The 14,024-nt window shown below is 37.9% G+C and carries 15 protein-coding genes; 11 read left to right on the top strand and 4 right to left on the bottom strand.

Annotated features, from left to right (window positions below):
• Positions 1-47: 47 nt before the first annotated feature.
• Both B0B05_RS06300 and B0B05_RS06295 read right to left on the bottom strand, forming a co-directional pair.
• Positions 48-1,031: a PLP-dependent cysteine synthase family protein gene (locus B0B05_RS06300; RefSeq protein WP_076782815.1), complete on the bottom strand. Its 984-nt coding sequence runs from the start codon at positions 1,029-1,031 to the stop codon at positions 48-50.
• A gap of 211 nt (positions 1,032-1,242) precedes the next feature.
• The gene (locus B0B05_RS06295) at positions 1,243-2,472 is read right to left on the bottom strand and encodes an ABC transporter permease (protein WP_076782814.1); all 1,230 of its coding nucleotides are present in this window, start codon (positions 2,470-2,472) and stop codon (positions 1,243-1,245) included.
• A 4-nt stretch (positions 2,473-2,476) separates the two neighbouring features.
• Between B0B05_RS06295 and B0B05_RS06290 the strand changes: the two genes are divergently transcribed.
• Positions 2,477-3,673, top strand: coding sequence for an exo-beta-N-acetylmuramidase NamZ family protein (locus B0B05_RS06290; RefSeq protein WP_076782877.1), 1,197 nt, complete (start codon positions 2,477-2,479; stop codon positions 3,671-3,673).
• 42 nt (positions 3,674-3,715) lie between these two features.
• Here the strand turns inward: B0B05_RS06290 and B0B05_RS06285 are convergent, their stop codons facing one another.
• Positions 3,716-4,366, bottom strand: a complete 651-nt coding sequence (locus B0B05_RS06285; protein ID WP_076782813.1) for a porin family protein — start codon at positions 4,364-4,366, stop codon at positions 3,716-3,718.
• A 197-nt stretch (positions 4,367-4,563) separates the two neighbouring features.
• Positions 4,564-6,018 (bottom strand): chromosomal replication initiator protein DnaA, encoded by a 1,455-nt coding sequence (gene dnaA / locus B0B05_RS06280; RefSeq protein ID WP_076782812.1) that lies wholly within the window; start codon positions 6,016-6,018, stop codon positions 4,564-4,566.
• Between the two features lie 135 nt (positions 6,019-6,153).
• Here dnaA and B0B05_RS06275 point away from each other — a divergent pair, with 135 nt between their 5' ends.
• The 10 genes from B0B05_RS06275 (at position 6,154) to B0B05_RS06235 (ending at position 13,980) form a co-directional block, all read left to right on the top strand.
• Positions 6,154-6,561 carry an acyl-CoA thioesterase gene (locus tag B0B05_RS06275; RefSeq protein WP_076782811.1) on the top strand — a complete coding sequence of 136 codons (408 nt, stop codon included), beginning with the start codon at positions 6,154-6,156 and terminating at the stop codon, positions 6,559-6,561.
• Positions 6,562-6,633: 72 nt separating this feature from the next.
• Positions 6,634-6,822: a hypothetical protein gene (locus tag B0B05_RS16415; protein WP_143745958.1), complete on the top strand. Its 189-nt coding sequence runs from the start codon at positions 6,634-6,636 to the stop codon at positions 6,820-6,822.
• Positions 6,823-6,840: 18 nt separating this feature from the next.
• Positions 6,841-7,155, top strand: a complete 315-nt coding sequence (locus tag B0B05_RS06270; protein WP_076782810.1) for a hypothetical protein — start codon at positions 6,841-6,843, stop codon at positions 7,153-7,155.
• A gap of 227 nt (positions 7,156-7,382) precedes the next feature.
• Positions 7,383-8,513: an alpha/beta hydrolase-fold protein gene (locus B0B05_RS06265; RefSeq protein WP_076782809.1), complete on the top strand. Its 1,131-nt coding sequence runs from the start codon at positions 7,383-7,385 to the stop codon at positions 8,511-8,513.
• Positions 8,514-8,593: 80 nt separating this feature from the next.
• Positions 8,594-9,997, top strand: a complete 1,404-nt coding sequence (locus B0B05_RS06260; RefSeq protein ID WP_076782808.1) for a leucyl aminopeptidase family protein — start codon at positions 8,594-8,596, stop codon at positions 9,995-9,997.
• Between the two features lie 3 nt (positions 9,998-10,000).
• On the top strand, positions 10,001-10,570 hold the full coding sequence (locus B0B05_RS06255; protein ID WP_076782807.1) for a hypothetical protein: 570 nt from the start codon (positions 10,001-10,003) through the stop codon (positions 10,568-10,570).
• Positions 10,567-10,845 (top strand): hypothetical protein, encoded by a 279-nt coding sequence (locus B0B05_RS16560; RefSeq protein WP_076782806.1) that lies wholly within the window; start codon positions 10,567-10,569, stop codon positions 10,843-10,845. Before B0B05_RS06255 ends, B0B05_RS16560 begins: the two co-directional genes overlap by 4 nt.
• A gap of 2 nt (positions 10,846-10,847) precedes the next feature.
• On the top strand, positions 10,848-12,053 hold the full coding sequence (locus B0B05_RS06245; protein ID WP_076782805.1) for an ATP-grasp domain-containing protein: 1,206 nt from the start codon (positions 10,848-10,850) through the stop codon (positions 12,051-12,053).
• A 93-nt stretch (positions 12,054-12,146) separates the two neighbouring features.
• Complete coding sequence (locus B0B05_RS06240; RefSeq protein ID WP_076782804.1) at positions 12,147-12,860, top strand: alpha/beta hydrolase-fold protein; 714 nt, start codon at positions 12,147-12,149, stop codon at positions 12,858-12,860.
• Positions 12,861-13,029: 169 nt separating this feature from the next.
• Positions 13,030-13,980, top strand: a complete 951-nt coding sequence (locus B0B05_RS06235; RefSeq protein ID WP_076782803.1) for an ATP-grasp domain-containing protein — start codon at positions 13,030-13,032, stop codon at positions 13,978-13,980.
• Positions 13,981-14,024: the final 44 nt, after the last annotated feature.

The following is a 14,024-nucleotide window of genomic DNA, read 5'->3' as shown; positions in this document are numbered from 1 at the left end:
TACCATCAATAAAAAACCGCTGAAAAAGCGGTTTTTTTTATATCTGATTAGTCCAGCCAGCCTTGCTCACGCATCCACTCATCATTGTAGATCTTGCCCACATATCGGGAGCCGTGATCATGCAGCAGAACGACAATAATGTCGTCTTTGGTAAACTGATCTTTCATCTGTACCAGCGATGAGATAGCACTTCCGGCAGAGTAACCACAAAAAATCCCTTCTTCTTTGGCCAGCTTTCTGGCAAAGACAGCACCGTCTTTATCCGTTACTTTCTCAAAGTGATCAATAACACTCATATCATAATTCTCCGGGATAATATCTTCGCCAATCCCTTCGGTGATGTAAGTGTAAGCATGGTCGTAATGCAATTCTCCGGTCTCATGAAATTCCTTCAAAATTGAGCCATAAGTATCTACACCAACAATCTTGATGTCCGGATTTTTTTCTTTGAAGAATTTGCCGCAACCGGTAATCGTTCCGCCTGTTCCTGCACCAGCTACAAAATGAGTCAGTTTCCCTTCGGTTTGTTCCCAGATTTCCGGGGCCGTACTCTCATAATGCGCCTGCCTGTTGGATAGATTATCATATTGGTTCACGTACCAGCCGTTGGGTGTCTCATTGGCCAGCCTTTTGGAAACCGAATAGTAAGAGCGCGGATCTGTTGGTTTAACATCCGTTGGGCAAACAATAACTTCTGCCCCTACAGCACGCAGGATATCACATTTTTCCTTAGACTGTTTGGAGTTGGTCACAAAGATACATTTGTACCCTTTCTGGATAGCCACCAAAGCCAATCCCATTCCTGTATTCCCGGAAGTCCCTTCTATAATAGTTCCGCCTGGCTTTAGTCTTCCATCGGCTTCTGCATCCTCTATCATTTTAAGAGCCATACGGTCTTTTACAGAATTACCTGGATTGGTGGTTTCTACTTTCGCTAAAACCAAAGCCGGAAAATCAGGTCCTAAAACTTTGTTGAGTTTTACCAAAGGCGTGTTACCAATGGTTTCTACGATATTATTGTAATATTTCATATTTCTTTTTTTTATTGATAGCAAATTGCACGCAGCCCGACTTGGGCGGAAATCCTTCTTGTAGCCTGGAGCAAAAGTGTAAGAAGCCCCAGAAAGATTAACTCTATCAAACTGCTTCGTTAGTTTGTGAGCCCTTTGACAAGCTCAGGATAAACTACAAGCGGATTAGCAGCGCTAATTTTTCTACTTTATTGCATTATATTGTAATGTTTTAACTGTACTTAATGGCCTTAAGCGGCGAAATCCTGCTAATAAGATAACTTGGCAAAATCATCGCAATTCCAGAAACAATAAATATACCTACCGAAACCGAAATGATGTAAAAAGGATTAAGCTCTACCGGAACCGTGCTGATAAAATAATTCTGCGGATCCAGCTTGATCACGCCCGTATATTTCTGTATCAGCAAGAGCCCTATTCCAATGGCATTGCCAGCCAGCAATCCCGGTACCATAATCAGCAATGTATAATTGATAAATATAGATCTGATCTGCGCGTTAGAAGCCCCAAATGTTTTGAGGAGGCCAATGGAATTAGTCCGTTCTATAATCAGGATCAACAGAACCATAATGATATTAATGACCACCACAATCAGCATGATGGCAATAATGAGCGAAATGTTCTGGTTAAAAATATTGACCCAATCCAGGATCTGAGGGTATTTTTCTGTGACTTTTTCCGCATAATTCTTGTAACCAATATATTTCTCGATCTTCGGAAAAACTGAATCAATCTTATCGGTATCATCCAGAAAAATATCCAATCCGCCTACTTCTTTCTCGCCCATGTTCATCACTTTTCGGACATGATTGATATCGCCGATCATATACAGGTCATCGACGAGCTTAATATCGGTTTTGTAAATCCCTTTGATGAGAAATTTTCTGTAAATCGGCTTTTGGTCTTCTTTGGAAAATATGGCCACAATACTGTCGTTAGCTTTGAGCGCCAGGTCATTAGCAATTTTTTCAGAAAGGATGATCTCATTGTTATAACCGTCTTCATTATAATCCGGGATTGAGCCGGCAATCATAAATGGCTGGAAACGGTCTTTATCAAAATCCTTCCCTACACCCTTCAGGATAACACCTGCAAAGTCTTTGTCTGTCCGCAATATCCCACTTACTGATGCATAGGACTGTAATCCAGCCACGCCGGAAGTTGCTTTGATAGCATTAATATCCAAGCCTTTGGTATCCAAAACCGAAGAGTTGTAAGAAGAATTGGAACGTGTAGATTTTACAGAAATATCGCCACTAAAGTTAGAAATCCGGTCTTCTATTGCCCTTTTGGAACCCAAACCTGTGGAGATTGTAATCAGCGAAACAATGATGCCCAGCGCAACGGACAGCCTGCCGATGTAGACAATCACTTTGGAGAGATTATTTTTGTTATCTTTGGAAAACGCTATTTTTTTCGAGAAATATAACGGAAAATTCAAATCTATGATTTTAAGTTTCAAAAATAAAACTTTAGTTTTTATCCTGCTAATTTATTTTGGTACATTAACTTTTATTAAGTCTCAAAACCCGTGCAAAGACTGCTTTACCACCGCTGCAGACCGGCCTGAACTTTATTTGCCACTGCTTAAGGGTAAAAATGTAATCGTCGCCGCCAACCAAACCAGCGTGTTGAAAAACAAAAAGCATCTGGTAGATTTTTTGGTTGAAAACCATATTAAAATCAAATCTATTTTTGCACCGGAACACGGTTTCCGTGGGATAGCAGATGCCGGAGAACATGTAAAAAACGGCACCGACAGCAAAACTGGTTTACCTATTGTCTCCCTTTATGGTGATAATAAAAAGCCAAAAGCGGAATATCTGAAAGGCGCAGACGTCATCCTTTTTGACATTCAGGATGTTGGTGTTCGGTTTTACACTTATATCTCTACCCTGTCTTATATTATGGAAGCTGCAGCCGAAAATAATGTAGAAGTGATTGTCCTGGACAGGCCCAACCCTCATGACGGTTATACCGATGGCCCCATGATGCGCAACCAATGGAAAAGTTTTATAGGGCTGCACAATGTTCCTGTGGTCTATGGCCTCACCATCGGTGAATACGGGAAAATGGTCAACGGGGAAAAATGGTTAAAAAATGGCGTCACTGCAAAATATACTTTAATTCCAATGCTTAATTATCATAAGCAAAAACGATACGGCGTTTCTGACAAACCATCTCCCAATCTCCCAAACGACAGGTCAATCAACCTTTATCCAAGCCTCTGCTTTTTTGAAGGTACGCAGGTCTCTGTTGGCCGAGGTACAGATCTGCCTTTCCAGATTTATGGTTCACCCTGGACAAAGGATTTCCCCTATCAGTTCACGCCAAAACCAACCGAAGGCGCCAAAGATCCTTTCCTGAACGGGAAATTATGCTATGGCGAGAATTTGAGTAACAATAAAGAAGACTTGAGAGCGATTAACATAGACTGGCTGCTAAAGGCGTACAAAGATTATAAAAACCCGAATCAGGATTTTTTCCTTAAGAATCTGTTTTTTGATAAACTGGCAGGCAGTGATGAACTGAGAAAGCAAATGATCTCTGGAAAGTCTGCTAAAGAAATCAAAGACAGTTGGAAAAATGACCTTAATAACTTCGAAAAGATAAGACAGAAATATATTGTTTATCCCAACTAAAAAAGTCTCGCAAATTGCGAGACTTTTTTTTGTAAATTGTATCTATTTAAATTTATAACCAACACCAACTTGGAAAAAATTTAGATGTACCTTTTCTCCGTATTCAGACTTTTTCACCATATTGGTTACTCCAAAATTATACCTCGCATCAAAAAACAATCCGTTTGATAATGTATATTCAGCACCTACAAATGGTGATAGATTAACAGTCTTAATATCATCGGTGAAGTCATCTTCACCCTCGTAACTATTTATGTAACTGGCATATTCCGAAGGAAGATTATGATCTACAGTTACTTTTGATTTTGCGGATAAAACAAATCCAACATTTACACCCGCTGATAAAGAGAAAGCATTAGCAACAAAATATTTTGCAGAAAGAGGCAAAAGCAAAGAACTAATATTATTTTTGCCTGTAGCTTTTACATAATAACCTCCCATAGATTCTTCTTCGGTTGTTTTTCCTCCAAGATCAGCATACAATAGTTCTGCCTGCAAAGCAAATTTATCAGTAAGTTTATGTTCTACCAAACCACCAACATAAAAAGAAGATTTTCCATCTGTAGTTATGGATGAATTATCTACTTTGTATTTTAAATTTGACAACGCATAACCAGCTTTCACTCCAAATGTTGTCTGAGCATTCACCGCTCCGAAAAGTGCTAATGCACCAACTAAAAATAGCTTTTTCATAGTTTATTAATTTAAGTCTGCAATGTTAATAAAATTTACGCAAAAGAAAAAATCACTTAAAAATATGTAAATCAACGAATTACAACCTATCGATACCTCAACGCAATACAAAAACAGCCAGGCAGTAACCTGTTGGCATTTTTTTGATAATAAAAAAAAAGGATTTAAAATTAATTAAATCCCTATTTTTTTATTTTCTATTGCCCGATCTTATCTTTCAGATCCTTGATGTACTTTTTGAGTTCTTTGTCTATTTTGGAAACATCGCGAATAGTATCGCAGGCATACATCACCGTTGAGTGGTCTTTTCCGCCCATCTCTTCACCAATTTTTGTAAACGTTGCATTGGTATATTCTTTTGCAAAATACATTGCCAGCTGCCTTGGCAAAGCAATTTCTCTTTTTCTGGTTTTAGAAAGCAACTGTTCTCTTTTTATCCCAAAATAATCGCAAACAATCTCCTGAATATAAGGGATATTGATCGTTTTTTTCTGAGTGGTTGCTAGTTTGTTGATGGTATCCTTTAAAAGATCCAGGCTAAAATCGGATTTGTAAACCGTAGAATAAGCAATCACCGCATTCACAACCCCTATCAGCTCTCTCACACCATTGGTTTTAACTTCAGATGCCAGATAATCCAGCATATCGTCTGTCAACTCTATCCCGTCGCGGTTGAGTTTGTCAACTATAATTTTTCTTCTGGTCTCAAAGTTTGGTGATTTTATTTCCGCAGAAAGCCCCCATTTGAAACGGGAAATAATCCGCTCCTGAGTATCAAGGATATCAGCCGGAGCTTTATCAGACGTTAATATAATCTGCTTGCCATTCTGATGAAGGTAGTCAAAAATATGGAAGAAACTGTCCTGTGTAGCAGCTTTCCCGGACAAGAACTGGATATCATCAATGATCAAAACGTCAATCATCTGATAATAATGCTGAAAATCAGTTTTGTTCTGAGATTTGGCTGCCTTTACAAAATCCTGAATAAACTTCTCCGAAGACTGATATAGTACCACTTTCTCTGGGTAAGAAGCCTTCACTTCCAGGCCAATGGCTTGTGCCAGGTGTGTTTTACCAACACCATAACCACCGTAAACAAATAAAGGGTTAAAGGCGGTAGAACCTGGCCTTTTGGCTATATTTTTTGCAACGGTATAAGCAAACTTGTTACTCTCACCTTCTACGAAGTTGTCAAAAGACTGATCCGCTTTCAGGTTAGAATCGATATTGACTTTTTTGATTCCCGGTACAACAAAAGGATTCACGTTGCTTTCTTTGGGAACCGGTCTTGCTTCCTGTATTTTTGGTGTCTGGGTAGAGATTCCTTTTACATTCACTGTAATTGGCTTTTCTTTACCCACAGGTTTGTTCTCCATAACGGAGTACCATAATTTTACACCTTTACCGATATTTTTTTTAAGCGCAGCAGAGAGCAGAGACAGATAATTGTCCTCGATATATTCTTTGTAAAAATCACTTGGAACTAGCAACGTAAGATTATTGTTCACCAACGAAATTGGCTGAACTTTATCAAATAATAAGTCAAAAGAGTTTTCTAACTTTTTGAGGTCTGTATTATCCTCCGCTGCGTTTAGATTGTCCCGCATAAATTGGAGACACCTATCCCAGATTAATACTAAATTTTCATTCATTTTTCTGCTGCTATTTCCGGTAAGATTTTAGTTTTTTTAGGAGAAGACAAATATCTAATTATTAATCTTTATAAAAAAATTATTTAACTATTGATTATTTAAAAATATATTTGTATGACTTAGAAAAGACAAAAAATGATACACACAACACACACATTACGAGTACGTTACGGAGAAACAGACCCAATGAAATATGTCTACTATGGCAACTATGCAGAATATTTTGAGGTCGCAAGGGTTGAGCTTTTCCGACAACTGGGCATGTCTTATGATGAGATCGAAAAAAGAGGTTTTTTCCTGCCCGTTTCAGAATATAAAATCAAATATATCAGACCGGCATTTTATGACCAGATTTTGGAAATCCACACCTATGTAAAAAAAATACCTGGCGTAAAAATAGAGTTCGATTATGAAATTTATAACCAGGAAGGCATCAAAATTACGGAAGCTTCTACTACGCTTTTTTTCCTGACTTCGGATACCAATAAGATTGTAAAATGCCCGGAGTTTCTCATGCAGTTAATAGAAAAAAGCTGGAAATAACATTTTTTGCTCAAAATTTGTATTGCTTCAGGGGAATAAAGATAACAACTGGTTGTCTCCTAAATTTACCTGATGAAAAATACCGTCTTAGTTTTATTGCTGCTTAATCTTTTATCGTGCATGAGAACCGATATGGATCTCAAAACCCTACAGCATATCATCAGCAAGAGCTCTTTTACAAACAAGCTGAGCACCAATGACGATATGGTATTTTACAAACCTGACGGCAAAAGAGACACCTATTTTGAAAATTATCTCTAAAAAAACAACGTCATCACCATGATCTCAGGCGATTTCAACCACGATGGCGAAGAGGACTACCTGGCGAATGTTTCCAACAGCTTCAACAGGACTTCGGCAGTGCCTTCGCAGTACTTCCCTATTATTATTACCATAAAAAACGGGAAATATTTTATCTATAAGCTCGATCAATTTTACGATGCCAAATCGGTAGGAGGAAAAATTAATATCAATGATCAGGATTACATCCTCCTTTTTTCCAAAAATCCTGATGATGATCATACCATTACAAAAGACACTTTCAATTTTGCAAATAATAATATTATGATGCTGGATAAGAAAACGCTCAAGTAACACCCAAAACCATTTTGAAATCATCAGCTTCTGAAATATCTTCAGAAGTTTTTTTATTCTTCAGGGTATTTTTTCAACACCATCAATTTCTCATTAATTCAACAATTATTAATTTAAGATTAATTTTCGTCAATAAAATTATTTTTATAAATAAAAATACGCAAGAGTTATCCCATAATTAGATTTATTTTATAAATTTATATTCAATTAACGAATTTTAAAAAGTAATGGAATTTTTTCTGACATCAGAAGACAATGATGAACGAGCCGTCTTTATCACAGGTAATTTTAACAAATGGAATCCAAAAGATTCAAAATTTAAACTGGAACAATTAGATGACAGTCATTATTATATCAACATCGCTGATGAATTATTGAATGACAATATTGAATATAAATTCACAAAAGGTGGCTGGGAAAATGTGGAAATTGACAGATATGATAACATCACGCCCAACAGAACTGTAACCAAAACCCAACAGAAAACACAGGACGTTGTAGAAAAATGGCGACTGAACTGGGGACCGTTCAAAAAAGAATTTTTCCCGATTGTGGAATTGGTAAATGAAGAATTTTACATCCCTCAACTCGATAAAACGAGGAAGGTTTGGGCGCTTCTGCCGCATGATTATTATGAGTCAGATGCACAATATCCTGTTCTCTATTTGCAGGATGCACAGAATCTTTTCAACAACGGTTCAGCGTATGGCAATTGGGAAATTGATAAAAAACTGGCGCTCCTGGCAGAATATGGCCGTGGCGAGTTGATAGTTATCGCAGTAGAACACGGCGAAGATGACCGTATCAAAGAGTACATTTTTGACAACGAGGATGTTACAGAGAGTGCAGAAGGCAAAAAGTATCTGAGATTTATTACCGATACTTTGAAACCATGGATCGATAAAAACTACAGAACGAAGAAAGACCGGGAAAATACCGGGATTGGCGGAAGCTCTTTGGGCGGATTGATAAGTATTTATGGAGGATTTCTTTATCCGGAAGTCTATTCCAAACTGTTGATTTTTTCGCCGTCACTTTGGGTGGAACCGGATAATAATTTCCCGCTGATGTCATTCAGTAATCCTTATAAGATCAAGGTTTATCTCTACGGAGGCCGTCTGGAAGGCTCCCGAATGGTAGGCAGAATAAGATTGTTTGAAAAATCTCTGAAAAAATGGGAGTTGCAGAAACTTTTTGATTTTGAAGTCAAAACCAGCATCAATGACAAAGGCACGCATCAGGAATTTTTCTGGTCCCAGGAGTTCCCCAGAGCTGTAGAATGGCTCTACATCGACAGTTTGGAAAGCCCGGTAAAAGCAAAAAATGAATTGGAAAATAACAGCAATAATGTCGGGTAACGTCATCCTGAGCAAAGTCGAAGGAAGCCCGATCAAGAATTAAAAATCAGATTTGGTTTTAGCCAAAACTTATAAAAACTATGATTAAAATTTACAATAAAAAAGAATCAACAACTCAAAATATATATCTGTTCAGCGAAGACGATTGGGAACAGGAAAAAAGCTCGCATCCGAATGTTGAATTATTCTTCAATGGAAAAAAGAACGAAGTTTTTATTAAAACAAATCCAGATGAAATTAGCTTTTTCATTGGAATTGGGAAAGATTCAAAAGGATTCGAAATACAAGCGATTGCCAACAAATTTGCAAATGATTATAAAAAAAATCTGCAGGCAGTTCCAACTTCGGTTCATTCAAAGTTAGGATTGGATTTGACGGAAGAATTTGTGAAAGGTCTGTTTTTGGGAACTTACCTCTACCCTTTTGAAAAATCGCATCCGTTTTGGCAGGAGAATTTTGAACTTCATTTTGAAAATATTTCTGAAGAAGAAGGAAAAAATTTAGCTTTAAAAACAGCAGCGCTTTGCAACGGACAATTTGCCGGAATGGAATGGCTGAACAAACCTGCCAACCATAAAAAAGTAAATCAGATTTCAGATTTTCTGAAATCGACTGCAGAAAAATATAGTTTAAAGTATAAATCATTCAACAGAGAAGAATCAATTAAAGAAGGTTTAGGTGCGTTTGTTGCTGTGAATCAAGGAAGTTCACAGGAAGCATCTTTTACAATTTTGGAATACAATTGCGGAAAAGATGATGCTAAAACCTTCGGATTGGTAGGGAAATGCGTTTTGTTTGATACTGGAGGGATTTCCATCAAACCATCTGACAATATGCATTACATGAAAAGTGATATGGGCGGTGCAAGCGCAGTCATTGGAGCTTTGATTACAGCTTCAGAACTCAAGCTTCAAGTCAATATCATCGCTATTCTTCCGATTACTGATAATGCTGTATCGGAAAATGCGTACTTGCCGAGCGATGTTGTGACGGCTTACAACGGAAAAACAATTGAAGTTCTAAACACCGATGCAGAAGGAAGAATGACATTAGCAGACGGACTTTCTTACTTGTCAAAAAATTATAAAACTGATGTTTTGATAGACTTGGCGACTTTGACGGGAAGCTCAGTAAGAATGTTCGGTTATACTTGCGGTGCGTATTTTTCCAACAATAATGATTTGAAAATCAAGCTGGAAAAATCTGCGGATAAAACCAATCAGCGGCTTTGGAATCTTCCGCTTTGGGATGTATGGAAAGATGATTTTGCTTCGGATGTGGCAGATTTCAAAAACATCTCGATGAAGCCTTTTGGCGATTGCATTATTGCCGGGAAATTCTTGGAGCAGTTTATAGAAGACCATCCCAACTGGGCACATCTGGATATTGCGGGCGTTGCATTTGGTAATGTTGGTTATGCTAAAGATAAAGCGGCGACTGGTTATGGCGTTCAGCTTTTGTTAGATTTAATTGAAAATTATTAGAAAATGGAGACAATTATAAAAGAAAGTTTAAGGGAAGATTTTTATATAAGGCTTTTCTTTGATACAAAAAATGGTTTTTACAGCGCTGGAATAAAAAGAGCTTTTTTGGATTTTAGCAGAACATTAAGAATAAAGGATAAAAATCGTTTAGAATTAAAGAAATCCGCAGAATTTTTTTTACACGAAAATCTGTATAAGCTAACTAGAAATAAACTAGAAAATCAAGAAGAATTCGATAATTTTCATAAATACACCGCAGAAGAACTAACTAAAATCTGGAATGAACTTTCTTTTGGACAAGCTCAAAAATGGATTAATATGACACTTAAGTATTGGTTGCTTTTTGGAGAAAATAGAATTAGTGGAATTGAACTTAATGCAAAATATTTCCATATTCCAATTGACAGTTTTGTACAGAAAGGAATGTTTGAAGAAAAAAAACCTAAACCGTGGAGCAAAATTTCAGATTATGAAACTTACTTACAATATCAGATAAGACATAGAGAAAAAAACACAGGAAACTTCCCCATTGTTGATGAATTTGAATTTTTTAATGTTTACAATCCAAAATGATGCATTACCAACAGAAATTAGACAAAATATTTTCGAAAGGAAATCTTTGGAAACATAGAACTTTGAGAACATTATTTGACCCAAATTCAAGTCAATACAATCAAACTACAATGGAGAAAAAGATTGAAATCTTAAAGATTATTCGAGAAAACAAAATCGACTTAGTGGAATTATTAAATGAGTATAAAGAATTCTATTTCGAAGAAAATAAAATTTACGTCGTAGATACTGCAGATGAAGGCTTTGAAATCTTATTAAGAAACGAAAAAATTTAATTATGGAAAAAACGATTGTCTGCATCTCCTGCTATTATAAAGGTTACGATTTTATGGACGAGTGCAAAAAACTCGGTGACAAAGTCATTCTCATTACTTCGGAAAACCTGAAAGAAAAACCGTGGCCGTGGCACGCCATAGATGAAATATATTATATGCCGGAGCTCGAACCGTCCGTCTGGAACCTCGATCAACTGGTTCAGGGCTTTGCTTACCTCATGAAAAATCATCAGATAGATGCGGTGATCGCTCTGGACGATTACGATGTGGAAAAAGCGGCGATGATCCGTGAAACCTACCGGATTCCCGGGATGGGACAGACAACGTACCGCTATTTCCGGGATAAACTGGCCATGCGCCAGCAAGCCAAAGACAATGGGATCTCTGTACCGGAATTTTCCTCGATTTTCAATGATGAAAAACTTCACAAATTCACGCAGGACGTTCCCGGTCCGTGGGTTCTGAAACCTCGTTCCGAAGCGTCCGCAAGCGGCATCAAGAAAATTAATTCGGTAGAAGAGCTCTGGCCTGCAGTGGAAAGTCTTGGTGATGAGCGTTATAAATTTCTTCTGGAAGCCTTCAAACCCGGCGATGTCTATCACGTAGATTGTTTGGTTTACAACAAGGAGATCGTATTTTCGTGTTTTTCAAAATACCTTTCTCCGCCAATGAAGGTCTCTCACGAAGGCGGCGTTTTCCGTACCAAAACCCTGGATAAAAATTCGGACGAAGCAAAAGGTTTGGAAAAAATCAACAAAGAAGTTCTAACAAAATTCGGGATTCAGAACGGCGCAACTCACAGCGAATATATCAGAGGAATTGACGGACAATATTATTTCCTTGAAACGTCATCAAGAGTTGGCGGTGCCCACATTCCCGATATGGTAGAAGCGGCAACCGGCGTCAATATCTGGCGAGAATGGGCAAAGCTGGAAAATGCGCTTTTAGATTCTCGAAGCTATAAAGTAGAAGAATCGCAACATCGTTTTGCAGGCTTAATTGTAGCTCTGGCCAAAGAAAAACATCCTGACACAAGCATCTTGGAAAACCCTGAAGTGGTCAAATTTCTTCCTATAGATTATCATATCGGTATTGTTTACCAATCGGATAGCGCAGACAAAATACAGCAACGGCTGGATGAGGCTGCACAAATTGTAACAGAGCAAATCCTGAACATTTTACCACCAAAAGAAAAACCAACCAGCTAATCTGTGAGCTTCGAGAGCTTCAGCCTGACAACAATGTCAACTTAACGATCTTGAAAGAGAAATCATTCATCAATTATCATTTATAAAAAACATATGCCTCAGATTATACATACAGATTATTATTCACATATTCTTGGGATGAGCCTTCCGCTGGAGGTTACCGGTCATTTCGGTTATCCCATAATTATGTTTCCGACTTCGCAGGGTTCTTATACCCAGAACGCAGATTTTCATCTTAACGGAAGTATTTCCCATTTCACAGACAATGGCATTTTGAAATTATTCAATGTTCAGACGATTGATAAATTCAGTTTTTATGACAAAGGAATTTCTCCTTACGAAAGAATTAGAAATTACGAAATGTATGTTCAGTTTTTGGTTCAGGAGTTCATTCCTTATATCCAAAGAACGCATAACACACATCGTGTAGCTGTTGCAGGCGCAAGTTTTGGTGGTTATCACGCAGCAAATTTTGCGTTTAGATTTCCAGATTTGGTTTCACATCTTTTCTGTCTGTCTGGTGCTTTTAACATCCGGAATTTTATGGACGGCTATCAGGATCAGCTGATTTATTTCAATTGTCCGGATGAATTCGTGAAGAATGATGAAGCCTGGAAATATAAGCATATGCATATTGTACTCAGCACTTCGGACGGCGACATTTGCCTGGAACCAACCAGGAAAATGGCGGGCATCTTAACATCAAAAGGAATTAATCACTGGTATGATGAGCAAAAATGGATAGATCACGATTGGGTGCTTTGGAGAATGGTTTTCCCGAAATTTATTGGAAGGTTTTTCGGGTAAATCAATCAATCAATCAATCAATAATAATCTCTCGCAGATTTTAGTGATTTAGCAAATTTAAAATATAAAAAAACAACTTAATCCATGAGACAATAGTTTTAAATTAATAAAATAAACATACAAACTTCAGATATCCAACATCGGACTTCTGACCAAAAAACAAAACATTATGGCAAAAAAAATTGGAATCTTATTCGGGATGGAGGACACTTTCCCTTGGGCTTTTATCGATAAAGTGAATGAACTCGGCAAAGGGGAATATATCGCAGAACCGGTAATGATCGACAAACTGGAGCAAGGCGCAGATTATGGCTACGCTGTCATCATCGACCGGATTTCGCAGGATGTGCCTTTCTACAGGGCTTATCTTAAAAATGCTGCTGTTAACGGGACTTATGTTATTAATAATCCATTCTGGTGGAGCGCAGATGAGAAATTCTTCAACAACGCGTTGATGTCAAAAATCGGAATTCCGCTTCCGAAAACCGTTTTGCTGCCTTCTCACGAGAGACCAACCAATACTACGGAAACGTCTTTCAGAAACCTAAAATTCCCTCACGATTGGGAGTACATCTTCAATTACATCGGTTTCCCAGCTTATATGAAACCTCACGACGGTGGTGGCTGGCGCAATGTTTATCGTGTAGAGAGCCCCGAAGATATGTGGGCAAAACACGCAGAAACAGAGCAATTGGTAATGATGGTACAGGAAGAGATCGTTTTCGAGGATTATTACAGAGTATATTGCCTGGGCAGAAAATATGTCCACATTATGCCTTACGAACCAAGAAACCCTCATCCTCTGCGCTACGCAACCACTCACAAAACCGAAGGCAAAGAACTCGAAAAATTATTGAAAACCATTACCGACTACACCCTCAAGATGAATGAAGCGTTGGGCTATGATTTCAATACGGTAGAATTTGCTGTGAGAGACGGTATCCCTTACGCTATAGATTTTTGCAATCCTGCACCGGATGCAGACCGGAATTCGGTGGGCGAAGAAAATTTCCAATGGATTGTAGAACACGCCGCAAAACTCGCAATTGAGAAAGCAAAAGGCTACAAACCCGGCAAAATCAATATCGAATGGGGAACATTTGTAACCAATAAACTTTAATTTTTTGGGCAGCTAATCCGTCCTCCGTTCCCGCTATTTTTTTG

It is taken from the genome of Epilithonimonas bovis DSM 19482, assembly GCF_900108115.1.
In the GTDB taxonomy this organism is placed as follows: Bacteria; Bacteroidota; Bacteroidia; order Flavobacteriales; family Weeksellaceae; genus Epilithonimonas; species Epilithonimonas bovis.
Note: the sequence above shows the minus strand (reverse complement) of the source record. Positions and strands in the feature narration are given on the sequence as shown.

What these genes read in the sequence shown, in the direction of transcription:
- B0B05_RS06265 (WP_076782809.1), top strand. Translation starts at nt 7,383, where the DNA reads ATGGAATTTTTTCTGACATCAGAAGACAATGATGAACGAGCCGTCTTT.
- B0B05_RS06270 (WP_076782810.1), top strand. Translation starts at nt 6,841, where the DNA reads ATGATCTCAGGCGATTTCAACCACGATGGCGAAGAGGACTACCTGGCG.
- B0B05_RS16415 (WP_143745958.1), top strand. Translation starts at nt 6,634, where the DNA reads ATGAAAAATACCGTCTTAGTTTTATTGCTGCTTAATCTTTTATCGTGC.
- B0B05_RS06240 (WP_076782804.1), top strand. Translation starts at nt 12,147, where the DNA reads ATGCCTCAGATTATACATACAGATTATTATTCACATATTCTTGGGATG.
- B0B05_RS06245 (WP_076782805.1), top strand. Translation starts at nt 10,848, where the DNA reads ATGGAAAAAACGATTGTCTGCATCTCCTGCTATTATAAAGGTTACGAT.
- B0B05_RS06260 (WP_076782808.1), top strand. Translation starts at nt 8,594, where the DNA reads ATGATTAAAATTTACAATAAAAAAGAATCAACAACTCAAAATATATAT.
- B0B05_RS06275 (WP_076782811.1), top strand. Translation starts at nt 6,154, where the DNA reads ATGATACACACAACACACACATTACGAGTACGTTACGGAGAAACAGAC.
- B0B05_RS16560 (WP_076782806.1), top strand. Translation starts at nt 10,567, where the DNA reads ATGATGCATTACCAACAGAAATTAGACAAAATATTTTCGAAAGGAAAT.
- dnaA (WP_076782812.1), bottom strand. Translation starts at nt 6,018, where the DNA reads ATGAATGAAAATTTAGTATTAATCTGGGATAGGTGTCTCCAATTTATG.
- B0B05_RS06255 (WP_076782807.1), top strand. Translation starts at nt 10,001, where the DNA reads ATGGAGACAATTATAAAAGAAAGTTTAAGGGAAGATTTTTATATAAGG.
- B0B05_RS06290 (WP_076782877.1), top strand. Translation starts at nt 2,477, where the DNA reads ATGATTTTAAGTTTCAAAAATAAAACTTTAGTTTTTATCCTGCTAATT.
- B0B05_RS06235 (WP_076782803.1), top strand. Translation starts at nt 13,030, where the DNA reads ATGGCAAAAAAAATTGGAATCTTATTCGGGATGGAGGACACTTTCCCT.
- B0B05_RS06300 (WP_076782815.1), bottom strand. Translation starts at nt 1,031, where the DNA reads ATGAAATATTACAATAATATCGTAGAAACCATTGGTAACACGCCTTTG.
- B0B05_RS06285 (WP_076782813.1), bottom strand. Translation starts at nt 4,366, where the DNA reads ATGAAAAAGCTATTTTTAGTTGGTGCATTAGCACTTTTCGGAGCGGTG.